Source organism: Burkholderia sp. BCC1977 (assembly GCF_905339595.1).
Lineage (GTDB): Bacteria > Pseudomonadota > Gammaproteobacteria > Burkholderiales > Burkholderiaceae > Burkholderia.
Genome location: NZ_CAJPGQ010000025.1, coordinates 33829 through 48638 on the forward strand (window position 1 = coordinate 33829; position 14810 = coordinate 48638).

Below are 14810 nucleotides of genomic sequence, written 5' to 3' on the forward strand. Positions count from 1 at the left end.
AATCGGGTGGCGAGGATTTGATCTGAGCAATCGGGGCGCCGCTAGCCTGCCGCCACGATGACGTGCGCCTGAATCTTGCCGGCCACCGGCCCGTCGCCATGGCGTCCGGCAATGGCCTCGGTTGCTCGATCCGTGGCGAGCTGAAGCAAGCCGGCATCGCGCGCGACGATTTCGTCGTGCAGCGGCGTTCCCAGGCAATACGCGGTGGCGACATCGCGCGCCGACGCCGCGCGACTCAGCTTCTCGTGCGTCGCGATGTCGACGTCGGCGAAACCCGCGCGGCGCAGCTCCGCCCGGATCAGCGCGACATCGCGGTAGCCGCGTGGTGTGCGAGCGAGTAAATCGAGATCCACGAAGCCTGTTCGCTGCACCATCGATATATCCCATAGAATATATCGCTATCTGGGCCACCGGAGACACGCCATGCCCCGCCCGCCGACGGACCGCGCCCCGCTGCGCACCGCAAGCGCCCACACGTCAGCGCCAACCCTGACGCGCAAGATCAGCGCGCTGCGGCCGCTGCCGAGCGACGATCGCGCGCAGCAGGTCACGGACGTCGTCGATGCGTTCCGGCGCCTGCGCGGCAGCGTCATGCGCTTCATCCGGGTGTTCTCCGCCGCGCCGGACGACACGCTGTCCGCGCTGAGCCTGCGCGACCTGCTGGCGACGCTCGAACGCGACGCGCACGCCGCCCGCTTCACGCGCCGGTCCGACCTCGACCGCGCGATCGGGCTGGCGCGCGGCCTCGAACGCACGCGCGACGACGTGTTCTCCGACGCATTCAGCAACGACCCGGCCGCGATGCGCGACGCGGTGGCCGCGCTGGAGCGCGTCGACGTGCTGCTGGTCGGGCTGTGCGTCGAACACGTGATCGAACGTCACACGCCCGCTTCGAACCCGGAATCCGCCGCCCTCTGCTGAGCCGCGAACCGGGCGTTGCCCCGGCATTCCGACCGTTATATTCCATGGTATATTGCGGTCCATCTTTCGCGCATCCGTCTCCGGCCCGTCGGGCCCGGATCGAGGTCCACATGCACGCTCCGCCCTTTCGCCTGGCCCGCACGGCGGGCCTGCCGTCGTCCGGCGGCCCGTCGCCCGCCGGCGCCGGGCGGACCGACGCCTGCTGCGCGCCATCCCGTGCGCAGCAGGCCGAGCTGAAGCGCCGCGCGCGCCTGTCCGAGCTCGATTCGAACCTGCACTGTTCGATCATCGGCACCTGCCTGACCACGCACGCGTTGCGCAAGCTCGTGCCGAAATTCACCGATCTCGACCGCCAGCGCGCGACCGACCTGGAAATCCACCACGCGGCCGTCGAGCTCGCGATCGAAGGCGCGGCCGGCGGCAAGGCGCTGCACAAGGCGCTCGACGAACGCTATGCGGGTGCGGTACGTGCATTCGACAAGGCGAAGGACGCCGACACGCTCCTCGCGCTGTGGCAGGACGCACTGAAAAGCGGCGACATCCCGCCCGCGTACTGGGCGCTGATGACGCATCCGCGCACGACGATGGCCGTGCGCCAGGCGGCGTTCGGCGACCTGCACATGCTGTCGCACCTGGTCGGCGCGGCCAATCGCGCGGATATCCGCCGGCTGGTCGCGCTCGAGGAAGAGAATGCGGCGCTGCACGCGAAGATCGAGCGACAGCAGGCACGGCTGCACGAGATGAGCGTGGCGCGCGATGCCGCGCTGAAGGAACGGGATGCGCGCGATTCACGCCGGAACGCGCCGCCGATCAGCGCCGAAAGCGCGTTGCGCGACGAAGTGCTTGAACTGCGCGAGGCGCTGGCCGCGCGCGACGAACGCGTTGCGCTGCACACGAGCCGCCGCGAGGCGGCGGAACAGCGGATCGCCGCGGAACAGGCGAGCGCCCGCGCGATGCGCGCGCGGCTCGACGACCTGATGACGATGGTCAAGACGCTGCGCGCCGAGGCTAGCGCGATCGAACAGGCGGTGCAGGCATCGACCGACGATCCGGCCGCGCCCGTGGCGGAGTCGCTGTCGATGCTGCAGCGCAAGCGCGTGGTCTACGTCGGCGGCCGTCCCGGGTCGAACCGCGCGATCCGGCGGATCGTCGAGACGGCAGGGGGTGAACTGACGCTGCACGACGGCGGCATCGAGGATCGCAAGGGCCTGCTGGCCGCCGCGCTGCCGGGCGCGAACCTGGTGGTGTTCCCGGTCGACTGCGTCGACCACGATTCGGTGAACCTGCTCAAGCGCATGTGCGAACGCCACCAGATCGCGTACTACCCGCTGCGAACCGCGAGCGTCGCCAGCTTCGTCGAACTGATCGGGCGGCTCGATGCGCATGCGCGCGAAGTGATGCCGCCGGATGCGCAGGCGGGCGAAGCGTCGCGCTTCTGCCTGCGGCACGGTTAGGCCGCGCCGGCAACGCCCGACAACGCAAACCTCAGCGGCGCACCATCCTGGTCAGCGCGGCGATTTCGCCCGCGCAGGCCGCGTAAGCGCGTGCCTCGATCTCGCGATAGAGCCGGATGATTTCCTCGCCGACCGGCGTGAGCACGCTGCCGCCGCCGCTCTGGCCGCCGTGTTCGGAAATCGTCGCAGGCGACTTCAGCGACCGGTTCAACTCGTCCATCAGCAGCCACGCGCGCCGGTACGACATCTCCAGGCTGCGCGCCGCCGCCGAAATCGACCCGTGCTCGCGCACGGCTTCGAGCAGCGCGACCTTGCCCGGCCCGAGCGCGATCGTGTCGCCCTGCTGGATGCGCATTCTGAACCGCACCTCTGGCTTGGGGTGTGCCGAAGTCTTCATGTTTTCCGCCGGTTGAACGTTGCGGGCAAGCATACACGATGGATGCCGCGGCGCCCGCTCAAACCGCCAGCACGCGCGCGACGATCCCCGCCAGCCGCTTCACGTGACGCGGCGCGGGCAGCACGTCCGCGCCGGAGAACAGCAGCGGCGCGCCATCGTCGATCGACAGCGGCGCGTCGCCGCATGCGTACGCGACGATCACGTGCTCGCCGACGGGCGTGTTGAACAGTTCGTGCCACGAGAACGTGACCGCGTAGCCGTCGTGCGCATACGCGATGAACACCATGCGCTTGAAGTCGCCCGGCATCTCGTTGCGCAGCCCGGCCTCGTTGATGAGGTCGTTCAGCCGTGCGCCGCGATACGGCTGAACCGACCGGATGAAGCGGTTCGTCGTGAAGCAGCGCAGGTCGAACGGCGCGGCGCTCACGCACGCGTGGCGGCGCAAGTCGTCGAGCGTCACCGTCATCGGCCGCTCGAATGCGCCGGCCAGCGCGATCGAACCCGCTGCCGCCTGATGCGCCGAAGGCGCCGCCGTGCCTGCCATCTCCATCGCCCGCCTCCGTGCCGGCCCGCCTGTCGGCGCGCCTTCGTTGTATCGGTCGATATATTACGCCGGGAAATGGCCGCGAGACAGCATGCAGACCGCATGTACCGGATCACGGCGGCGGCTCGGCCCCCGCGCGCCGGCCTGCGTCAGGCCGGCACGATGTTCCGGATGACCTTCCTGATGCGCTTGTCGCTGTCGACCGACTCCGCCTTCTGGTCCGTCACGAGCGTGCCGATCCGCGCGGGTTCGCAAAAGCCGATCCGGCTGTGGGTGCCGAGCTTGCTGAAGTCGGCCAGGATCGCGACATCCGCCGCGTTGGTCACCATCGCGCGCGCGACTTCCGTTTCCATCCGGTCGTAGTGCGTCGCGCCGCGCACGTGATCGACGCCGACCGGCGACAGCAACGCGAGATCGGCGCGATAGCGGAAGATCTCGGCGATCGTGCCGTCGCGGCCGCGCGGCTGCCGCTCGACGGCGATCAGGCCTGGGTCCGCTTCATCACCCGGGTCGGCGCGCTGGAAGACGACGCGCACACCGCGCTGATCGACGAGCACTACGGCCGCTACGCGGCCGGCACGCGCGGATGGCCTGTCATGAAGTTGTTCTGATTCGGGCGATATTCTCCGCTGTTCATTTCATGTCAGGAGGGGCAATGAAATCAGGAACACGCACGACGCATCGCAATCACTCAGGAATCCGACTCGAACCGGGTCGGGACAACCCTGCTCCGCCCGCCCGTCCGGAAAGCCGCTTTCCGCACTGGCGCGGCGCTTTCATGATCGCACTCCTCTGCACGCTGGCCGGTTGCGGCGATGGCGATTCCGGCGCGGCCGGCAACCTCGCCGCGAACCGCGCATCGGCATCGGGCCCGGCTTCCACGCCGGTCCTGCACTGCGCCACGGCTTGCCACTGACGGGCACATGCCCACGTCCGGCGCGACGACCGCTGCAACGCGCGGCGCGTCAAGCGCGGCGGCGTCCGGCCAGTCCGGCCGGCCACTCATGACAGAGAGCGATCATGCAAAACAATTCCACGACACGACGTCGGTTCCTGGCCGATGCGCTGAAGCTCGCGGGCGCCACGGCCGTCACCGGCATGCTGCCCGAAAGCATCCTGCGCGCGCAGTCGATTCCGGCGGCCACCGTCACCGGCACGATTCAGGACGTGAAGCACGTCGTGATCCTGATGCAGGAAAACCGGTCGTTCGACCATTACCTCGGCACGCTGCGCAGCGCGCGCGGCTTCGGCGATCCGCGCCCGGTCGTGATCTCGAGCGGGTATCCGGTCTGGCGCCAGCCGTGGCTGCTGTCCTACGTGTTCCCGTTCAACCCGTCGCCGCCGGCCGGCGTCGCGAACGGCGACACCTATTACGGCGACCTCGACCACAGCTGGAGCGGCACGCACAGCGCCTGGAACAACGGCCGCTACGACAACTGGGCCGGCGCGAAGACCAGCGGCACGATGTACTACTTCACGCAGAACGACATCCCGTTCTATCACGCGCTGGCGAGCGCCTTCACCGTGTGCGACAGCTACCACTGCTCGATGCTCGGGCCGACCGACCCGAACCGCCTGTATCTGTGGACCGGCTGCTGCGGCAACGTGCCCGGCTACGCGCCGTATACGACGAACACGATGACCGGCACCGGCTGGACCACGATGCCGGAACGGCTGAACGCGGCCGGCGTCACGTGGAAGTTCTACCAGGACAAGGGCAACGGGCTCGACGCCGGCCACGGCTACGGCGAATACAACGGCTCCAGCAAGGATCTCTGGTGGAACGGCAACTACGGCGACAACGTCATCCTCAACTTCAAGCAGTATCAGAACCTCGGCGCGAATGATCCGCTCGCGCCGGCGCTCAACGGCACGCAGATCGACCCGACCGGCGGCGGCACCGAATACGACACGCGCCTCTTCAGCCAGTTGCAGGCCGACGTCGCGAACGACACGCTGCCGCAGGTATCGTGGATCGCCGCGCCCTACGCGTATTGCGAGCACCCGTCGTGGGCCGCGAGCGGTGGCGAATGGTACGTGAGCAACGTCCTCAACGTGCTGACGTCGAACCCGAAGGTCTGGGCCAGCACGGTGCTGCTCGTGATGTACGACGAGAACGACGGCCTGTTCGACCACGTGCCGCCGGCCGTGCCGTCCAGCGCATACGCGGGCACCGGCCAGTCGACGGTCTCGACCGCGGCCGAATTCGTCGGCGGCAGCGGCGCGGCGTCCGACGGCTCGGCCAGCGGCGACGTGCCGATCGGCCTCGGCCCGCGCGTGCCGATGTTCGTGATCTCGCCGTGGTCGAAAGGCGGCAAGGTCAATTCGCAGGTGTTCGACCACACGTCGGTGAGCCGCTTCCTGGAAGCGCGCTTCGGGCTGCAGGAAACCAACATCACGCCGTGGCGGCGCACCGTGTGCGGCGATCTCACGTCGGCGTTCGACTTCACGAATCCCGACCAGACGGTCCCGGCGATCCCCAGCCCGGCCAGCAACATGGATCCGAACGGCTGGACGGTCATCATCCCGCCGGCCACCACCACCGCGGTGCCGGCGCAGGCGACCGGCCGCAATGCCGCATGCCGGCTGCCGTACGAGTTCTTCGTGCAAGGCAAGGTCAACCGCGCCGGCAAGACGCTCGCGCTGACGATGACCAACACCGGCACGGCCGGCGTGCATCTGCAGGCGTGGGTCGACGGCACCGGCACGATCCCGCGGCAATACACGATCGGCGCCGGCGCGAACGCATGCACGAACCTGTCCGATTCGCTCGCGCTGAATTCGAACGGCGGCTACGACTATTCGGTCTACGGACCGAACGGATTCCTGCACACGTTCCGCGGCAACATCGGTGCGTCGGGGAATACGGGATCGTCGGCGGAAGTGAGCCTCTGCTACGACGTGCGGAACGGCAACGTGCAGATCACGCTCGACAACACCGCGGGGTCGAGCGCGACGACGTTCCAGCTCGTCGACAACGCGTACGGGATGAATGCGCGTCAGTCGGCGACCGTGCCGGCCGGCGCGACGCAGGCCGTCACGTGGTACGGCGACGCCGGCTGGTATGACGCGAGCATTCGCGTCGCGGACGATCCGGACTTCCTGCGCCGCGTGGCCGGCTGCGTGCAGGCGCAAGCGGGCACGCTGCTGACCGATTCGGCGATCGGCAATACGAACGGGAAGTTCGTGCCCGCGCTGTCGTCGCAGGGATCGTCGTACGGCACGCTGCGGTTCGACTACGTCGTGCCGCCGTGGCGCCACAGCCCGAAGAACTGGGTCGGCATCTACGCACGCGGCGCGCAGCCGACCAGGGGCGGCTACAAGTCGTGGGCGTATCTGCCGAAGAGCACGGGTTCGCTGCTGTTCTCGTCGACGGCGAACAGCGCGCTGGCGTCGGGCCAGTACGATGCGTGGTTCCTGTTCGACGACGGCTATACGCCGTTGGCAGGCCCGGTCGCGATCAGCATCTGACGAGCGGCGGGCGACGCGCGTTGACGGCGCGCGTCGCCCGCCGCCCCGCGCGCGCTCACACGAGCAGGTCTTCGTAGAACGCGCCGAACGGCCGTGTCGGGTGCGCGATCTGGATTTCCAGGATCCACAGCCCGGCGGCCGGTGCGCCGTCGAAATCGCCGAGATTGCCGGCCCTGTAGATCGCGTGCGGGAAGTCGCTGACGCGATGGCCCTTGATGTCGACGTTCAGCCGGAAGCCGTGCGCCTCGGCGCGCGTCGCCGCGAATGCGTACAGCGCGATGCCGGCGCATCCGGTGGTGCGCCAGTGGTGCTCGACTTCGTCGTAAATGACACGCGCGGCCCGCGCGCACGCGAGCCTGTCCGGATCGTCGCCGCGGACGAAGGTCGCGCCCGCGTCGCCTTCGTGCCTGGCCCAGACGGCGCCGAGATCGATGAAGAAGATGTCGTCGTCGGCGAGCACCGGGTCGGCGACCGAGCGCTCCTTGAACGTGCGCAGCGTGTTCTCCCCGAAGCGGACGATGACGGGATGCCAGATGCGGTCCATCCCGAGTTCCTCGAGCACGCGCAACCCCAGCGCGTTGGCTTCCGATTCCCGCATGCCGGGCCGGATGCCGGCGGCGATCGCGTCGACGGCCTGCCACGTCATGGTCCTTGCGTGCTGCATCGCGTCGAGCGAAAACGCTTCGCCGACGGCTTCCCGCTGCGTCGAATTCAAAATGGTGCTCCCGTGCTGGTGAATGTGGGTCGGTGCGGTCGATTATCGTTTCGATATGCACCGTGGAATATATCGCGTTCCGCGGCGAGGCATGGTGGGGTTGCATCCTCCTTCCAGGCGCAACAGCGCGCCGGCGAACGCGCGGCACGGCCGAGACCGGCGATCCCGCGCCGTCGGCCCAAGCGCGGCAACGTCCGCGCCGATATCCCGCATAATCAGGCGTCGAACCGCGCCGCCAGGGGGAAACATTGTGCGAGCGCAGCAATTCAAACCAGGAACGGGCACGATCCGGCTCACCGCAGGGCGGCGCCGCCCGCCACGGGGAAATACCCGGCAATCCCGCTGAAGACAGGACACCGACACATGGACCGAGCCGAGCACATCAGCATCGAACAGGCGGCCGATCTGCCCGCCGACGAACTGAACGGATGCGACTTTTCGTTCGAGATCGCGTGGGAGCTGAATGCGCCGTACCAGGATCTGCTCGATTTGCGCGCGCTCCCCGTGCGGCGCAAGGACTACGGCTTCGACCCGACCGGCTGGGCGCGCGAGGCGTCCGGCGGCACCGCGCTGTTCCGCGCGACCGCGGGCGGACGCCTCGCGGGATTCGTCGCGATCACCGAAAGCTGGAACGGGATGGCCGAAATCGCGGAACTCGCGGTCGACCGCGGCTGCCGGCGGCAAGGGATCGGCCAGTTCCTGCTGGCGGCCGCGGAAGCATGGGCGTGCAGCCGCGGGTTCGGCTTCATGCGGCTGGAAACGCAGGCGAACAACGTCGCGGCCTGCTGCACGTATGCGCGTGCGGGCTTCGTCCTGGGCGGCCACGACCGCTTCCTGTATGCCGACGGCGCGAACGACGGGGAAGTCGCCCTCTTCTGGTACAAGGATCTGCGCGACGGGCAGCGCGCGAAGAGCCGGACGGTCGATCCGGAATCGATGCGGCCGCTGTCCTGACCGACGACGGCCTGCGCCCCGCTCCGGTCTTGCTGTCGCGTGACTTCCACGCCGCGACGACGAACCCGCGCGGGAACGGCGGCGGCAGCGTGCCGTCGTCGCACCGCGGCAGACGTCCGGAGCGGCGAGCGCGTCGCGATGGCGCGCGACGCCGCAGCGGTGACGTCAGGCGAGCGTCTTCAAAGCGTCTTGACCATGAACACGCGCGCCGTCCCTTCCGGCTCGCACGGCACTTCGCCGAATGCCTCGTACCCGTGCTTCCGGTAGAAATCCGGTGCCTGGAACGTAATCGTGTACAGCACCGCGCGGGCACAGCCGCGCCGCTTCGCCTCCGCTTCGGCCTCGCGCAGCAGCCTGCTGCCGAAGCCGCCGCCGCGCAGCGATTCCGGCAGGTAAAAGAGGTCGATGAAGAAGAGACCGAGCGACGTGCGGCCGGTGAGGCCGCCCAGGACCTCGCCGGTCGCGGGATCGGTCACGTAGACGTCGAGCGCCGCCGTGTCGCTGCGGCCCGTCATCGCGTAATTGAATTCGCCGAGCTTGCGGCTGATGAAGTCGCGTGCGGCGGGCTGTTCGGTATCGGTCAGCCGAAGGGAAACGGCGGGATGCGCGGTCATGGCGTGAAGGCGTGCGTGAGCGGGCCGCCGGACACGTGGCGTCCGCGGCGGGTGTCGCACGACTATAGCGCGTCCGCCGGCCGCACGCCGCCGCGTCGGTCATGACAGCAAGACCAACGGCGGGCGCATCGCGCACCCGCCGTTTCATCACGCAATGAACAACCCGCTCAGGCCGCCGCGAACGCCGCCTTCATGTCGGCCACCCGGCGCCGCTCGCGCGCGATCATCATCTGGTTCACGACGATCACGCCGATCACGCCGCTCGTCACCGCCGTGATGAACAGCGTCGCCAGCGCGAATTTCCAAACCCGTCAAAAACTTTATGGATCGCGGATTTCCGTTCCGGACATTGAACGGAATCGATGTTCGGAAGGGCGGGAAAACGGGGAATGCGGGACGCCCCCGCGCTGTCATGCGGAGGCAGGCGCCCGGCCGGCTCGACGGCCGCCGGGCGAAGCGGAGGGGTGGGGAAAACGAGCCGTCGCGACAGTTGCGTCGCGCGGCTCGGATCACTTCGCGTTCAGCTCGCTCCAGCGCTGATAGACGCGAATCGCGTCGCCGTGCTTCTGCTGCACCATCGGCAGGCGGCGCGCGTCGATCGGCTTCGCGAACTCGGCATAGAACGTGTCGAGCTCGAAATACTTGCGGTCGTCGCGATAGAACGGCGCATAGTCCTCGCGCGTCGTGATGTAGATCACGCGCTTCGGGCTGCAGTAGTACAGCGAGCCGAGGCACATCGGGCACGGGCTCGCGAGGATGTAGATCTCGCAGTCGGTCAGGTGCTCGGTGCCGAGCTTGCGGCAGGCGTCGCGCACCGCGAGGATCTCCGCGTGCGCGGTCGGGTCGCGGGTCTGCGCGACGAGGTTCGGGCTTTCGGCAACGATCTCGCCGTTGCGGACGATCACCGTCGCGAACGGGCGGCCGCCCTCTTCCACGTTCTTCATCGCGAGATCGATCGTGCGTTTCACAAAATCCATGGCTGTGTCCTCGTTGAAACGGATGGGCTAAGCCGTGCGCCGCCGGTGGCCGGCGCACGTCGGGCGGAAGCCGCGCCGCGCACCCTGCCGGCAGCGGCGCGGCGTCCGCTTCAGAACGGCTTGGTCGGCAGGTACTTGCCGTCGAGCGTGATCACCGCGCGCGACCCGCCTTCGGGATCGTCGACCTTCTTCACGTCGAGCCGGAAGTTGATCGCGCTGATGATGCCGTCGCCGAACTTCTCGTGAACGAGTGCCTTCAGCGTCGTGCCGTACACCTGCAGCATCTCGTAGAAGCGGTAGATGGTCGGATCGGTCGGCACGCGATCGTCGATGCTGCCGCGCAGCGGAATCGTCTGCAGCAGCAGCACCGCGTCGTCGTCGAGGCCGAGCTTGTCGGCGACGCTGCGCGCCGCAGCGGCCGGCAACGCGTGCTGGCCGAGCAGCGCGGCCGTGACGAACGCCTCGCTCAGGCCGGTGCCTTCGGTGAGCTGCGCGAACGACAGGTTCTTGCGCGCCTTCGCGAGGACGACGGTTTCGGCGAGCGCGTGGCGCGCGGTCTGGCTGTGCTGGGACTGGATCATGGCAATACCTCGTAGGTCGGCAAAAAGGTGTCAGGCCGCGGCGGACAGCGCCGCGGGCGTTGCGCAAACGCCGGGATGCTCGGCGAGGGAAACGAACCGGCCGGTCGCACCGTCGTAGGCGTCGATCGAACCCGACTCGATGTCGTAGACCCAGCCGTGCAGCACGATGCGGCCTTCTTCTCGGGCGAGCCGCACGGCGGGATGCGTCTTCAGGTTGGCGAGCTGCGCGATCACGTTCTCGCGCACCATCGCGTCGATGCGCTCGCGCTCGCTGCGATGCGTGCGCGCCTCGTTCACGACGCGGGCCGAGTCGGCATAGCGCAGCCAGTGGCCGACGGCCGGCATGTGGTCCATGCACTTGCACGTCGCGATCGCGGTCATCGCGCCGCAATCGGAATGGCCGCAGATCACGACATCCGTCACGCGCAGCGCGGTCACCGCGTATTCGACCGACGCCGACACGCCGCCCGGCTCCGGGCCGTACGACGGCACGATGTTGCCGGCGTTGCGGATCACGAACAGGTCGCCCGGTTCGCGTTGCGTGACGAGTTCCGGCACGAGCCGGCTGTCCGAGCAGGAGATGAACAGCGCCCGCGGGTTCTGCCGGCGCGCGAGATCGTGGAACAGCGCGGCGCGCTCGGGATAGGCCTCGCGCTGGAACTTCAGAAATCCGTCGATGATGTCCTTCATTGCGTGGCCTCCGGTGTGTGCGGGATCGATGAAGAGCAGGTTACGCCCGGCTTCCAATAAGGTAAAAGACTGATTTATGATCCACCGGATAAGCACGACTTATAGGAACGGACATGCTGCTGCGCCATATCAACTACTTCCTGGCGGTTGCCGAGCATCGCAGTTTCACGCGCGCGGCCGCCGCGCTGCACGTGTCGCAGCCCGCGTTGTCGCAGCAGATCCGCCAGCTGGAGGACACGCTCGGCGCGCAGTTGTTCGACCGCACCGGCCGCGTCACGCGGCTGACCGACGCGGGCGACGTGTATTTCCGCTATGCGCGGCAGGCGCTGCACGATCTCGCGGAAGGCAGTCGTGCGATTCACGACGTGCAGGACCTGAGCCGCGGTTCGCTGCGGATCGCGGTGACGCCGACCTTCACGACCTATCTCGTCGGGCCGCTCGTCGAAGCGTTCCACGGCCGGTATCCGGAGGTGTCGCTGTCGGTGCACGAGATGTCGCAGGAGCGCATCGAGTCGCAGCTCGTCGACGACGCGCTCGATGTCGGTATCGCGTTCGAGGACGTGCAGACCGCCGATATCGAAGTGCAGACGCTGCTGGTCGAGACGCTCGCGCTCGTCGTGAACCGCCGGCATGCGTTCGCGAAAAAGCGCACGGCCGGCCAGCGCGCGCTGCGCGACGCGACGCTCGTGCTGCTCACGGCCGAATTCGCGACACGCGGGCAGATCGACCGCTATTTCCGCGAGCACGACGTGCGGCCGCGCGTGCTGATGGAGGCCAACTCGATCGGCGCGGTGCTCGAGATCGTGCGCCGCACGAATCTCGCGACGCTGCTGCCCGCGACGATCGCCGCCGAGCATGAGGATCTCGTCGCCGTGGCGCTCGACCCGGCGGTGCTGCGGCGTACGGCGGTGCTGTTGCAGCGCAAGGGGGCGTACCGGAGCGCCGCGGCGCGTGCGTTCGTCGAACTGGCGCTCGTGCAGCACGCCGGGGCGGCCACGCGCACGCGATGACCGCAGCGACGGGCGGTGGGCATATGCGACGCCGTCGACGACCTCCCCGCAGCTCATTCGCACCGGCTCCGGCCCCAGATACAAGCCGACAACCCGATGCCGAAATGGTGTGATTTATCCGGTAAAATCGCCAACCGAGAGCATTCCTGCGATAAATCCGGCGATCGAATCGCCTGCTCATCGTTCTCGATCCAAGAGGGCCACGACGATGAATCCACAAGAACTCGTTCGCGCGATCGGGGGCGGCCTGTTTCAGCAAGGCCGCCTGCTCAAGCTCGATACGCCGCTGGGCCAGAACGTGCTGCTGCCCCAGACTGTTCACGGCACGTCGCGGCTCGGCCGCGAATTCACGTTGACGGTCGACGCCGTCTCGACGCGCGACAACATCGAGCTGAAGAAGCTGATCGCACAGCCCGTCACGCTCTGGATCGAACAACAAGGCGACACCTGCCTGCCATGGCACGGCTACGTGCAGACGGCGCGCCGGCTCGGCTCCGACGGCGGCATCACCGCGTACCAGATCCGTTTCATGTCGTGGCTCGGCTTCCTCCGGTACCGCCGCGACCAGCGCATCTGGCAGGATCGCACTGCCGACGAAATCGTGACGGATGTGTTCAACCAGCATCCGCAAGCCGCCGGCATGTTCCGTTTCGCGCTTTCCGCGCCGCTGCAGAACCGGTCGTTCTGCATGCAGTTCGAGGACGACTGGCATTTCGTCCATCGCCTGCTCGAGAACGAAGGCCTGTTCGGCTATTTCGAGCAGGCCGGCGACGGCTCGCACCACACGCTGGTGATCACCGATTCGCTCCGTTCGCTGCCCGCCGCCGCGCCGGCACGTGTGCCGTTCCAGCGCGCGGCCTCGGGCGACGAGACCCAGGCGCTCGTCCAGTGGTCCGGCTCGCGCACGCTGCAGAGCAGCCACTACACGACGCGCACGTTCGACTACAAGTCACCCGGCACGGCACTCAATCCGAAGGGCACCGACGTACCGACCCGGCCTGACCAGGGTGACCTGCCGAACCAGACCGAGGTCTACACGTATACGGGCGCCTATACGTACGGCGCCCACGGTAACGGCAACCGCCAGTCGACCATCCGGATGGAAGAATGGGAATCGCGCGCAAAGCGCTTCCACGGAATCGGCGGGATGCGCGGCATCGACGCGGGCCGCGTGTTCGAGCTGACCGGCCATGCGGCCCACCCGCCGGCCGAACAGGACGGCAACCGGTTCGCCGTCGTCGAGACGGAGTGGTGGATCAGGAACAACATTCCGGCTACGCCGTCGCATTTCCCGCACGGCCTGGCCGCGCAGTTCGACGCGATGAAGGCGCAGCTCGGCGACGCAGCCGGCGCGATGACCGTGCGCCACGCCGACGGCAGCGAAGGCTTCTATCTCGTCGAAATCGAGGCACAGCGCCAGACGGTACCGTTCCGCAGCCCGTTCGAGCACCCGAAACCCGAGATGCATCTGCAAACCGCGACCGTCGCGGGGCCGAAGGGCGAAGAAGTCCACACCGACGAATTGAACCGGATCAAGGTCCGGTTCCACTGGGATCGCCAGAATGAAGGCGACGAGCGCGCGCCGGGATTGCGCAGGCTCGAATCGGGAGCAACGGTCCCTATCGCGTCGCGGGCTTCAATTACACCGATCGAGGCATCTACAGCTTCGTCGTCGACGGCTTTGGTGCAGGCAGCGTGCGCGCTCGTCAATTCGGTGGCCGCGGTGGCACGGCTTGTTGCATGGCAGTACCGAGCGGCACGAAGACCTGGCACATCAAGATCACGTACGACCTGCCCCCCGAAGAAGACGCCAGGAACCTGTCGCCGCAAGTCTACGAGACGGACATTGCCGTCCCAACTTTGCCGAACAGGCACGACGGCTTCATCGAGTTTCATTTCCTGCCCGACCGCCGGATCGAAGCCGAATGGGGCGAGTACCCGGCCACGCTCCGCAACCCGAATACAACGAGCAATGCGTCGTCCGCGACGAACTGAACGACAGGAACAATCACATGCCGAATTTTCTTCGCCGCCTCATTCGCAACCCGATTGTCATTGCAGTGCTGCTGCTTGGCGGGGCATGGTTGGTACATGCGCAGACCTCGAGCTATGGCCCGTACCGTGTCATTGGCTACAACTTCACCGATCGCAGCATCTACAGCGTCAAGATTGACGAATTTGGCGCAGGCAACGTCCGTGCGAACAAGCCCGGTGGAGGTGGCGGAACCGTATGCTGCATGGACGTGCCTCGGGGCAAGAAGACTTGGCATATCAAACTCAAGTATGAGCTGACGCAAGAGCAATACAAAAACAATCTGCCCGGCGACGTATTCGAGACTGACATCGCTATTCCGCCGCTTCCCAACAAGCACGACGGATATATCGAATTCTTCTTCTTGCCGAAGCAAAAGATTGAAGCGCGATGGGCCGAGCGACCGACTGATCCGCACAATCCGAATCTGCAGTAAGCCGGGAGGAAAGC

At 67.4% G+C, this 14810-nt stretch carries 18 protein-coding genes and 2 pseudogenes; 10 read left to right on the forward strand and 10 right to left on the reverse strand.

The window, feature by feature from the left end; genetic code table 11:
* Window positions 1-41: 41 nt before the first annotated feature.
* Window positions 42-374, reverse strand: a complete 333-nt coding sequence (locus tag U5771_RS20870) for a hypothetical protein (RefSeq protein WP_322025730.1) — start codon at window positions 372-374, stop codon at window positions 42-44.
* 49 nt (window positions 375-423) lie between these two features.
* Between U5771_RS20870 and U5771_RS20875 the strand changes: the two genes are divergently transcribed.
* On the forward strand, window positions 424-921 hold the full coding sequence (locus U5771_RS20875) for a hypothetical protein (protein ID WP_322025731.1): 498 nt from the start codon (window positions 424-426) through the stop codon (window positions 919-921).
* 110 nt (window positions 922-1031) lie between these two features.
* Window positions 1032-2375 (forward strand): DUF2325 domain-containing protein, encoded by a 1344-nt coding sequence (locus U5771_RS20880; RefSeq protein ID WP_322025732.1) that lies wholly within the window; start codon window positions 1032-1034, stop codon window positions 2373-2375.
* A gap of 31 nt (window positions 2376-2406) precedes the next feature.
* On the opposite strand, the gene U5771_RS20885 is transcribed toward U5771_RS20880, so the two are convergent.
* The 3 genes from U5771_RS20885 to U5771_RS20895 form a co-directional block, all read right to left on the reverse strand.
* The gene (locus U5771_RS20885) at window positions 2407-2730 is read right to left on the reverse strand and encodes a winged helix-turn-helix domain-containing protein (RefSeq protein WP_415859421.1); all 324 of its coding nucleotides are present in this window, start codon (window positions 2728-2730) and stop codon (window positions 2407-2409) included.
* Window positions 2731-2830: 100 nt separating this feature from the next.
* Window positions 2831-3322, reverse strand: a complete 492-nt coding sequence (locus U5771_RS20890; RefSeq protein WP_322025734.1) for a molybdopterin-dependent oxidoreductase — start codon at window positions 3320-3322, stop codon at window positions 2831-2833.
* A 143-nt stretch (window positions 3323-3465) separates the two neighbouring features.
* Window positions 3466-3723 carry a hypothetical protein gene (locus U5771_RS20895; RefSeq protein ID WP_415859422.1) on the reverse strand — a complete coding sequence of 86 codons (258 nt, stop codon included), beginning with the start codon at window positions 3721-3723 and terminating at the stop codon, window positions 3466-3468.
* On the opposite strand from U5771_RS20895, the gene U5771_RS20900 reads away from it, so the two are divergent.
* The 3 genes from U5771_RS20900 to U5771_RS20910 all read left to right on the forward strand — a co-directional run bounded on the left by U5771_RS20900 (window position 3697) and on the right by U5771_RS20910 (window position 6787).
* Window positions 3697-3927 carry a hypothetical protein gene (locus U5771_RS20900; RefSeq protein WP_322025798.1) on the forward strand — a complete coding sequence of 77 codons (231 nt, stop codon included), beginning with the start codon at window positions 3697-3699 and terminating at the stop codon, window positions 3925-3927. The genes U5771_RS20895 and U5771_RS20900 overlap by 27 nt on opposite strands.
* A 167-nt stretch (window positions 3928-4094) precedes the next feature.
* A complete protein-coding gene (locus U5771_RS20905; protein WP_322025735.1) occupies window positions 4095-4232 on the forward strand; it encodes a hypothetical protein in 138 nt (45 codons plus the stop codon).
* Window positions 4233-4336: 104 nt separating this feature from the next.
* Window positions 4337-6787, forward strand: coding sequence for a phosphocholine-specific phospholipase C (locus tag U5771_RS20910; protein WP_322025736.1), 2451 nt, complete (start codon window positions 4337-4339; stop codon window positions 6785-6787).
* A gap of 55 nt (window positions 6788-6842) precedes the next feature.
* On the opposite strand, the gene U5771_RS20915 is transcribed toward U5771_RS20910, so the two are convergent.
* Complete coding sequence (locus U5771_RS20915) at window positions 6843-7502, reverse strand: M24 family metallopeptidase (protein ID WP_322025737.1); 660 nt, start codon at window positions 7500-7502, stop codon at window positions 6843-6845.
* A 363-nt stretch (window positions 7503-7865) separates the two neighbouring features.
* Here U5771_RS20915 and U5771_RS20920 point away from each other — a divergent pair, with 363 nt between their 5' ends.
* Window positions 7866-8456: a GNAT family N-acetyltransferase gene (locus U5771_RS20920; RefSeq protein ID WP_322025738.1), complete on the forward strand. Its 591-nt coding sequence runs from the start codon at window positions 7866-7868 to the stop codon at window positions 8454-8456.
* A 179-nt stretch (window positions 8457-8635) separates the two neighbouring features.
* Here the strand turns inward: U5771_RS20920 and U5771_RS20925 are convergent, their stop codons facing one another.
* The 5 genes and pseudogenes from U5771_RS20925 to U5771_RS20945 all read right to left on the reverse strand — a co-directional run bounded on the left by U5771_RS20925 (window position 8636) and on the right by U5771_RS20945 (window position 11318).
* Window positions 8636-9070 (reverse strand): GNAT family N-acetyltransferase, encoded by a 435-nt coding sequence (locus U5771_RS20925; protein WP_322025739.1) that lies wholly within the window; start codon window positions 9068-9070, stop codon window positions 8636-8638.
* Window positions 9071-9237: 167 nt separating this feature from the next.
* Window positions 9238-9366: pseudogene (locus U5771_RS20930) on the reverse strand (putrescine ABC transporter permease PotI); the annotation flags it as partial.
* Between the two features lie 213 nt (window positions 9367-9579).
* Entirely contained in the window at window positions 9580-10047 is a 468-nt protein-coding gene (locus U5771_RS20935; RefSeq protein WP_322025740.1) for a nucleoside deaminase, read from the reverse strand.
* Between the two features lie 110 nt (window positions 10048-10157).
* The gene (cynS, locus tag U5771_RS20940; RefSeq protein ID WP_322025741.1) at window positions 10158-10628 is read right to left on the reverse strand and encodes a cyanase; all 471 of its coding nucleotides are present in this window, start codon (window positions 10626-10628) and stop codon (window positions 10158-10160) included.
* Between the two features lie 30 nt (window positions 10629-10658).
* A complete protein-coding gene (locus tag U5771_RS20945; RefSeq protein ID WP_322025742.1) occupies window positions 10659-11318 on the reverse strand; it encodes a carbonic anhydrase in 660 nt (219 codons plus the stop codon).
* Between the two features lie 113 nt (window positions 11319-11431).
* Here U5771_RS20945 and cynR point away from each other — a divergent pair, with 113 nt between their 5' ends.
* The 4 genes and pseudogenes from cynR to U5771_RS20965 all read left to right on the forward strand — a co-directional run bounded on the left by cynR (window position 11432) and on the right by U5771_RS20965 (window position 14796).
* Entirely contained in the window at window positions 11432-12328 is an 897-nt protein-coding gene (gene cynR, locus U5771_RS20950) for a transcriptional regulator CynR (RefSeq protein ID WP_322025743.1), read from the forward strand.
* Between the two features lie 208 nt (window positions 12329-12536).
* A pseudogene (locus U5771_RS20955) lies at window positions 12537-13910 on the forward strand (type VI secretion system Vgr family protein); the annotation flags it as partial.
* Between the two features lie 113 nt (window positions 13911-14023).
* Window positions 14024-14323 (forward strand): hypothetical protein, encoded by a 300-nt coding sequence (locus tag U5771_RS20960; RefSeq protein WP_322025794.1) that lies wholly within the window; start codon window positions 14024-14026, stop codon window positions 14321-14323.
* Window positions 14324-14340: 17 nt separating this feature from the next.
* On the forward strand, window positions 14341-14796 hold the full coding sequence (locus U5771_RS20965; protein ID WP_322025744.1) for a DUF3304 domain-containing protein: 456 nt from the start codon (window positions 14341-14343) through the stop codon (window positions 14794-14796).
* The last annotated feature ends 14 nt before the right edge of the window (window positions 14797-14810 follow it).

Excerpts from the sequence above, each read along its gene's own strand:
- U5771_RS20935 (WP_322025740.1), bottom strand. The coding sequence starts at position 10,047 with ATGGATTTTGTGAAACGCACGATCGATCTCGCGATGAAGAACGTGGAA.
- U5771_RS20875 (WP_322025731.1), top strand. The coding sequence starts at position 424 with ATGCCCCGCCCGCCGACGGACCGCGCCCCGCTGCGCACCGCAAGCGCC.
- U5771_RS20920 (WP_322025738.1), top strand. The coding sequence starts at position 7,866 with ATGGACCGAGCCGAGCACATCAGCATCGAACAGGCGGCCGATCTGCCC.
- U5771_RS20890 (WP_322025734.1), bottom strand. The coding sequence starts at position 3,322 with ATGGAGATGGCAGGCACGGCGGCGCCTTCGGCGCATCAGGCGGCAGCG.
- U5771_RS20885 (WP_415859421.1), bottom strand. The coding sequence starts at position 2,730 with ATGCGCATCCAGCAGGGCGACACGATCGCGCTCGGGCCGGGCAAGGTC.
- U5771_RS20905 (WP_322025735.1), top strand. The coding sequence starts at position 4,095 with ATGATCGCACTCCTCTGCACGCTGGCCGGTTGCGGCGATGGCGATTCC.
- cynR (WP_322025743.1), top strand. The coding sequence starts at position 11,432 with ATGCTGCTGCGCCATATCAACTACTTCCTGGCGGTTGCCGAGCATCGC.
- U5771_RS20910 (WP_322025736.1), top strand. The coding sequence starts at position 4,337 with ATGCAAAACAATTCCACGACACGACGTCGGTTCCTGGCCGATGCGCTG.
- U5771_RS20880 (WP_322025732.1), top strand. The coding sequence starts at position 1,032 with ATGCACGCTCCGCCCTTTCGCCTGGCCCGCACGGCGGGCCTGCCGTCG.
- U5771_RS20870 (WP_322025730.1), bottom strand. The coding sequence starts at position 374 with ATGGTGCAGCGAACAGGCTTCGTGGATCTCGATTTACTCGCTCGCACA.
- U5771_RS20945 (WP_322025742.1), bottom strand. The coding sequence starts at position 11,318 with ATGAAGGACATCATCGACGGATTTCTGAAGTTCCAGCGCGAGGCCTAT.
- U5771_RS20925 (WP_322025739.1), bottom strand. The coding sequence starts at position 9,070 with ATGACCGCGCATCCCGCCGTTTCCCTTCGGCTGACCGATACCGAACAG.
- cynS (WP_322025741.1), bottom strand. The coding sequence starts at position 10,628 with ATGATCCAGTCCCAGCACAGCCAGACCGCGCGCCACGCGCTCGCCGAA.
- U5771_RS20965 (WP_322025744.1), top strand. The coding sequence starts at position 14,341 with ATGCCGAATTTTCTTCGCCGCCTCATTCGCAACCCGATTGTCATTGCA.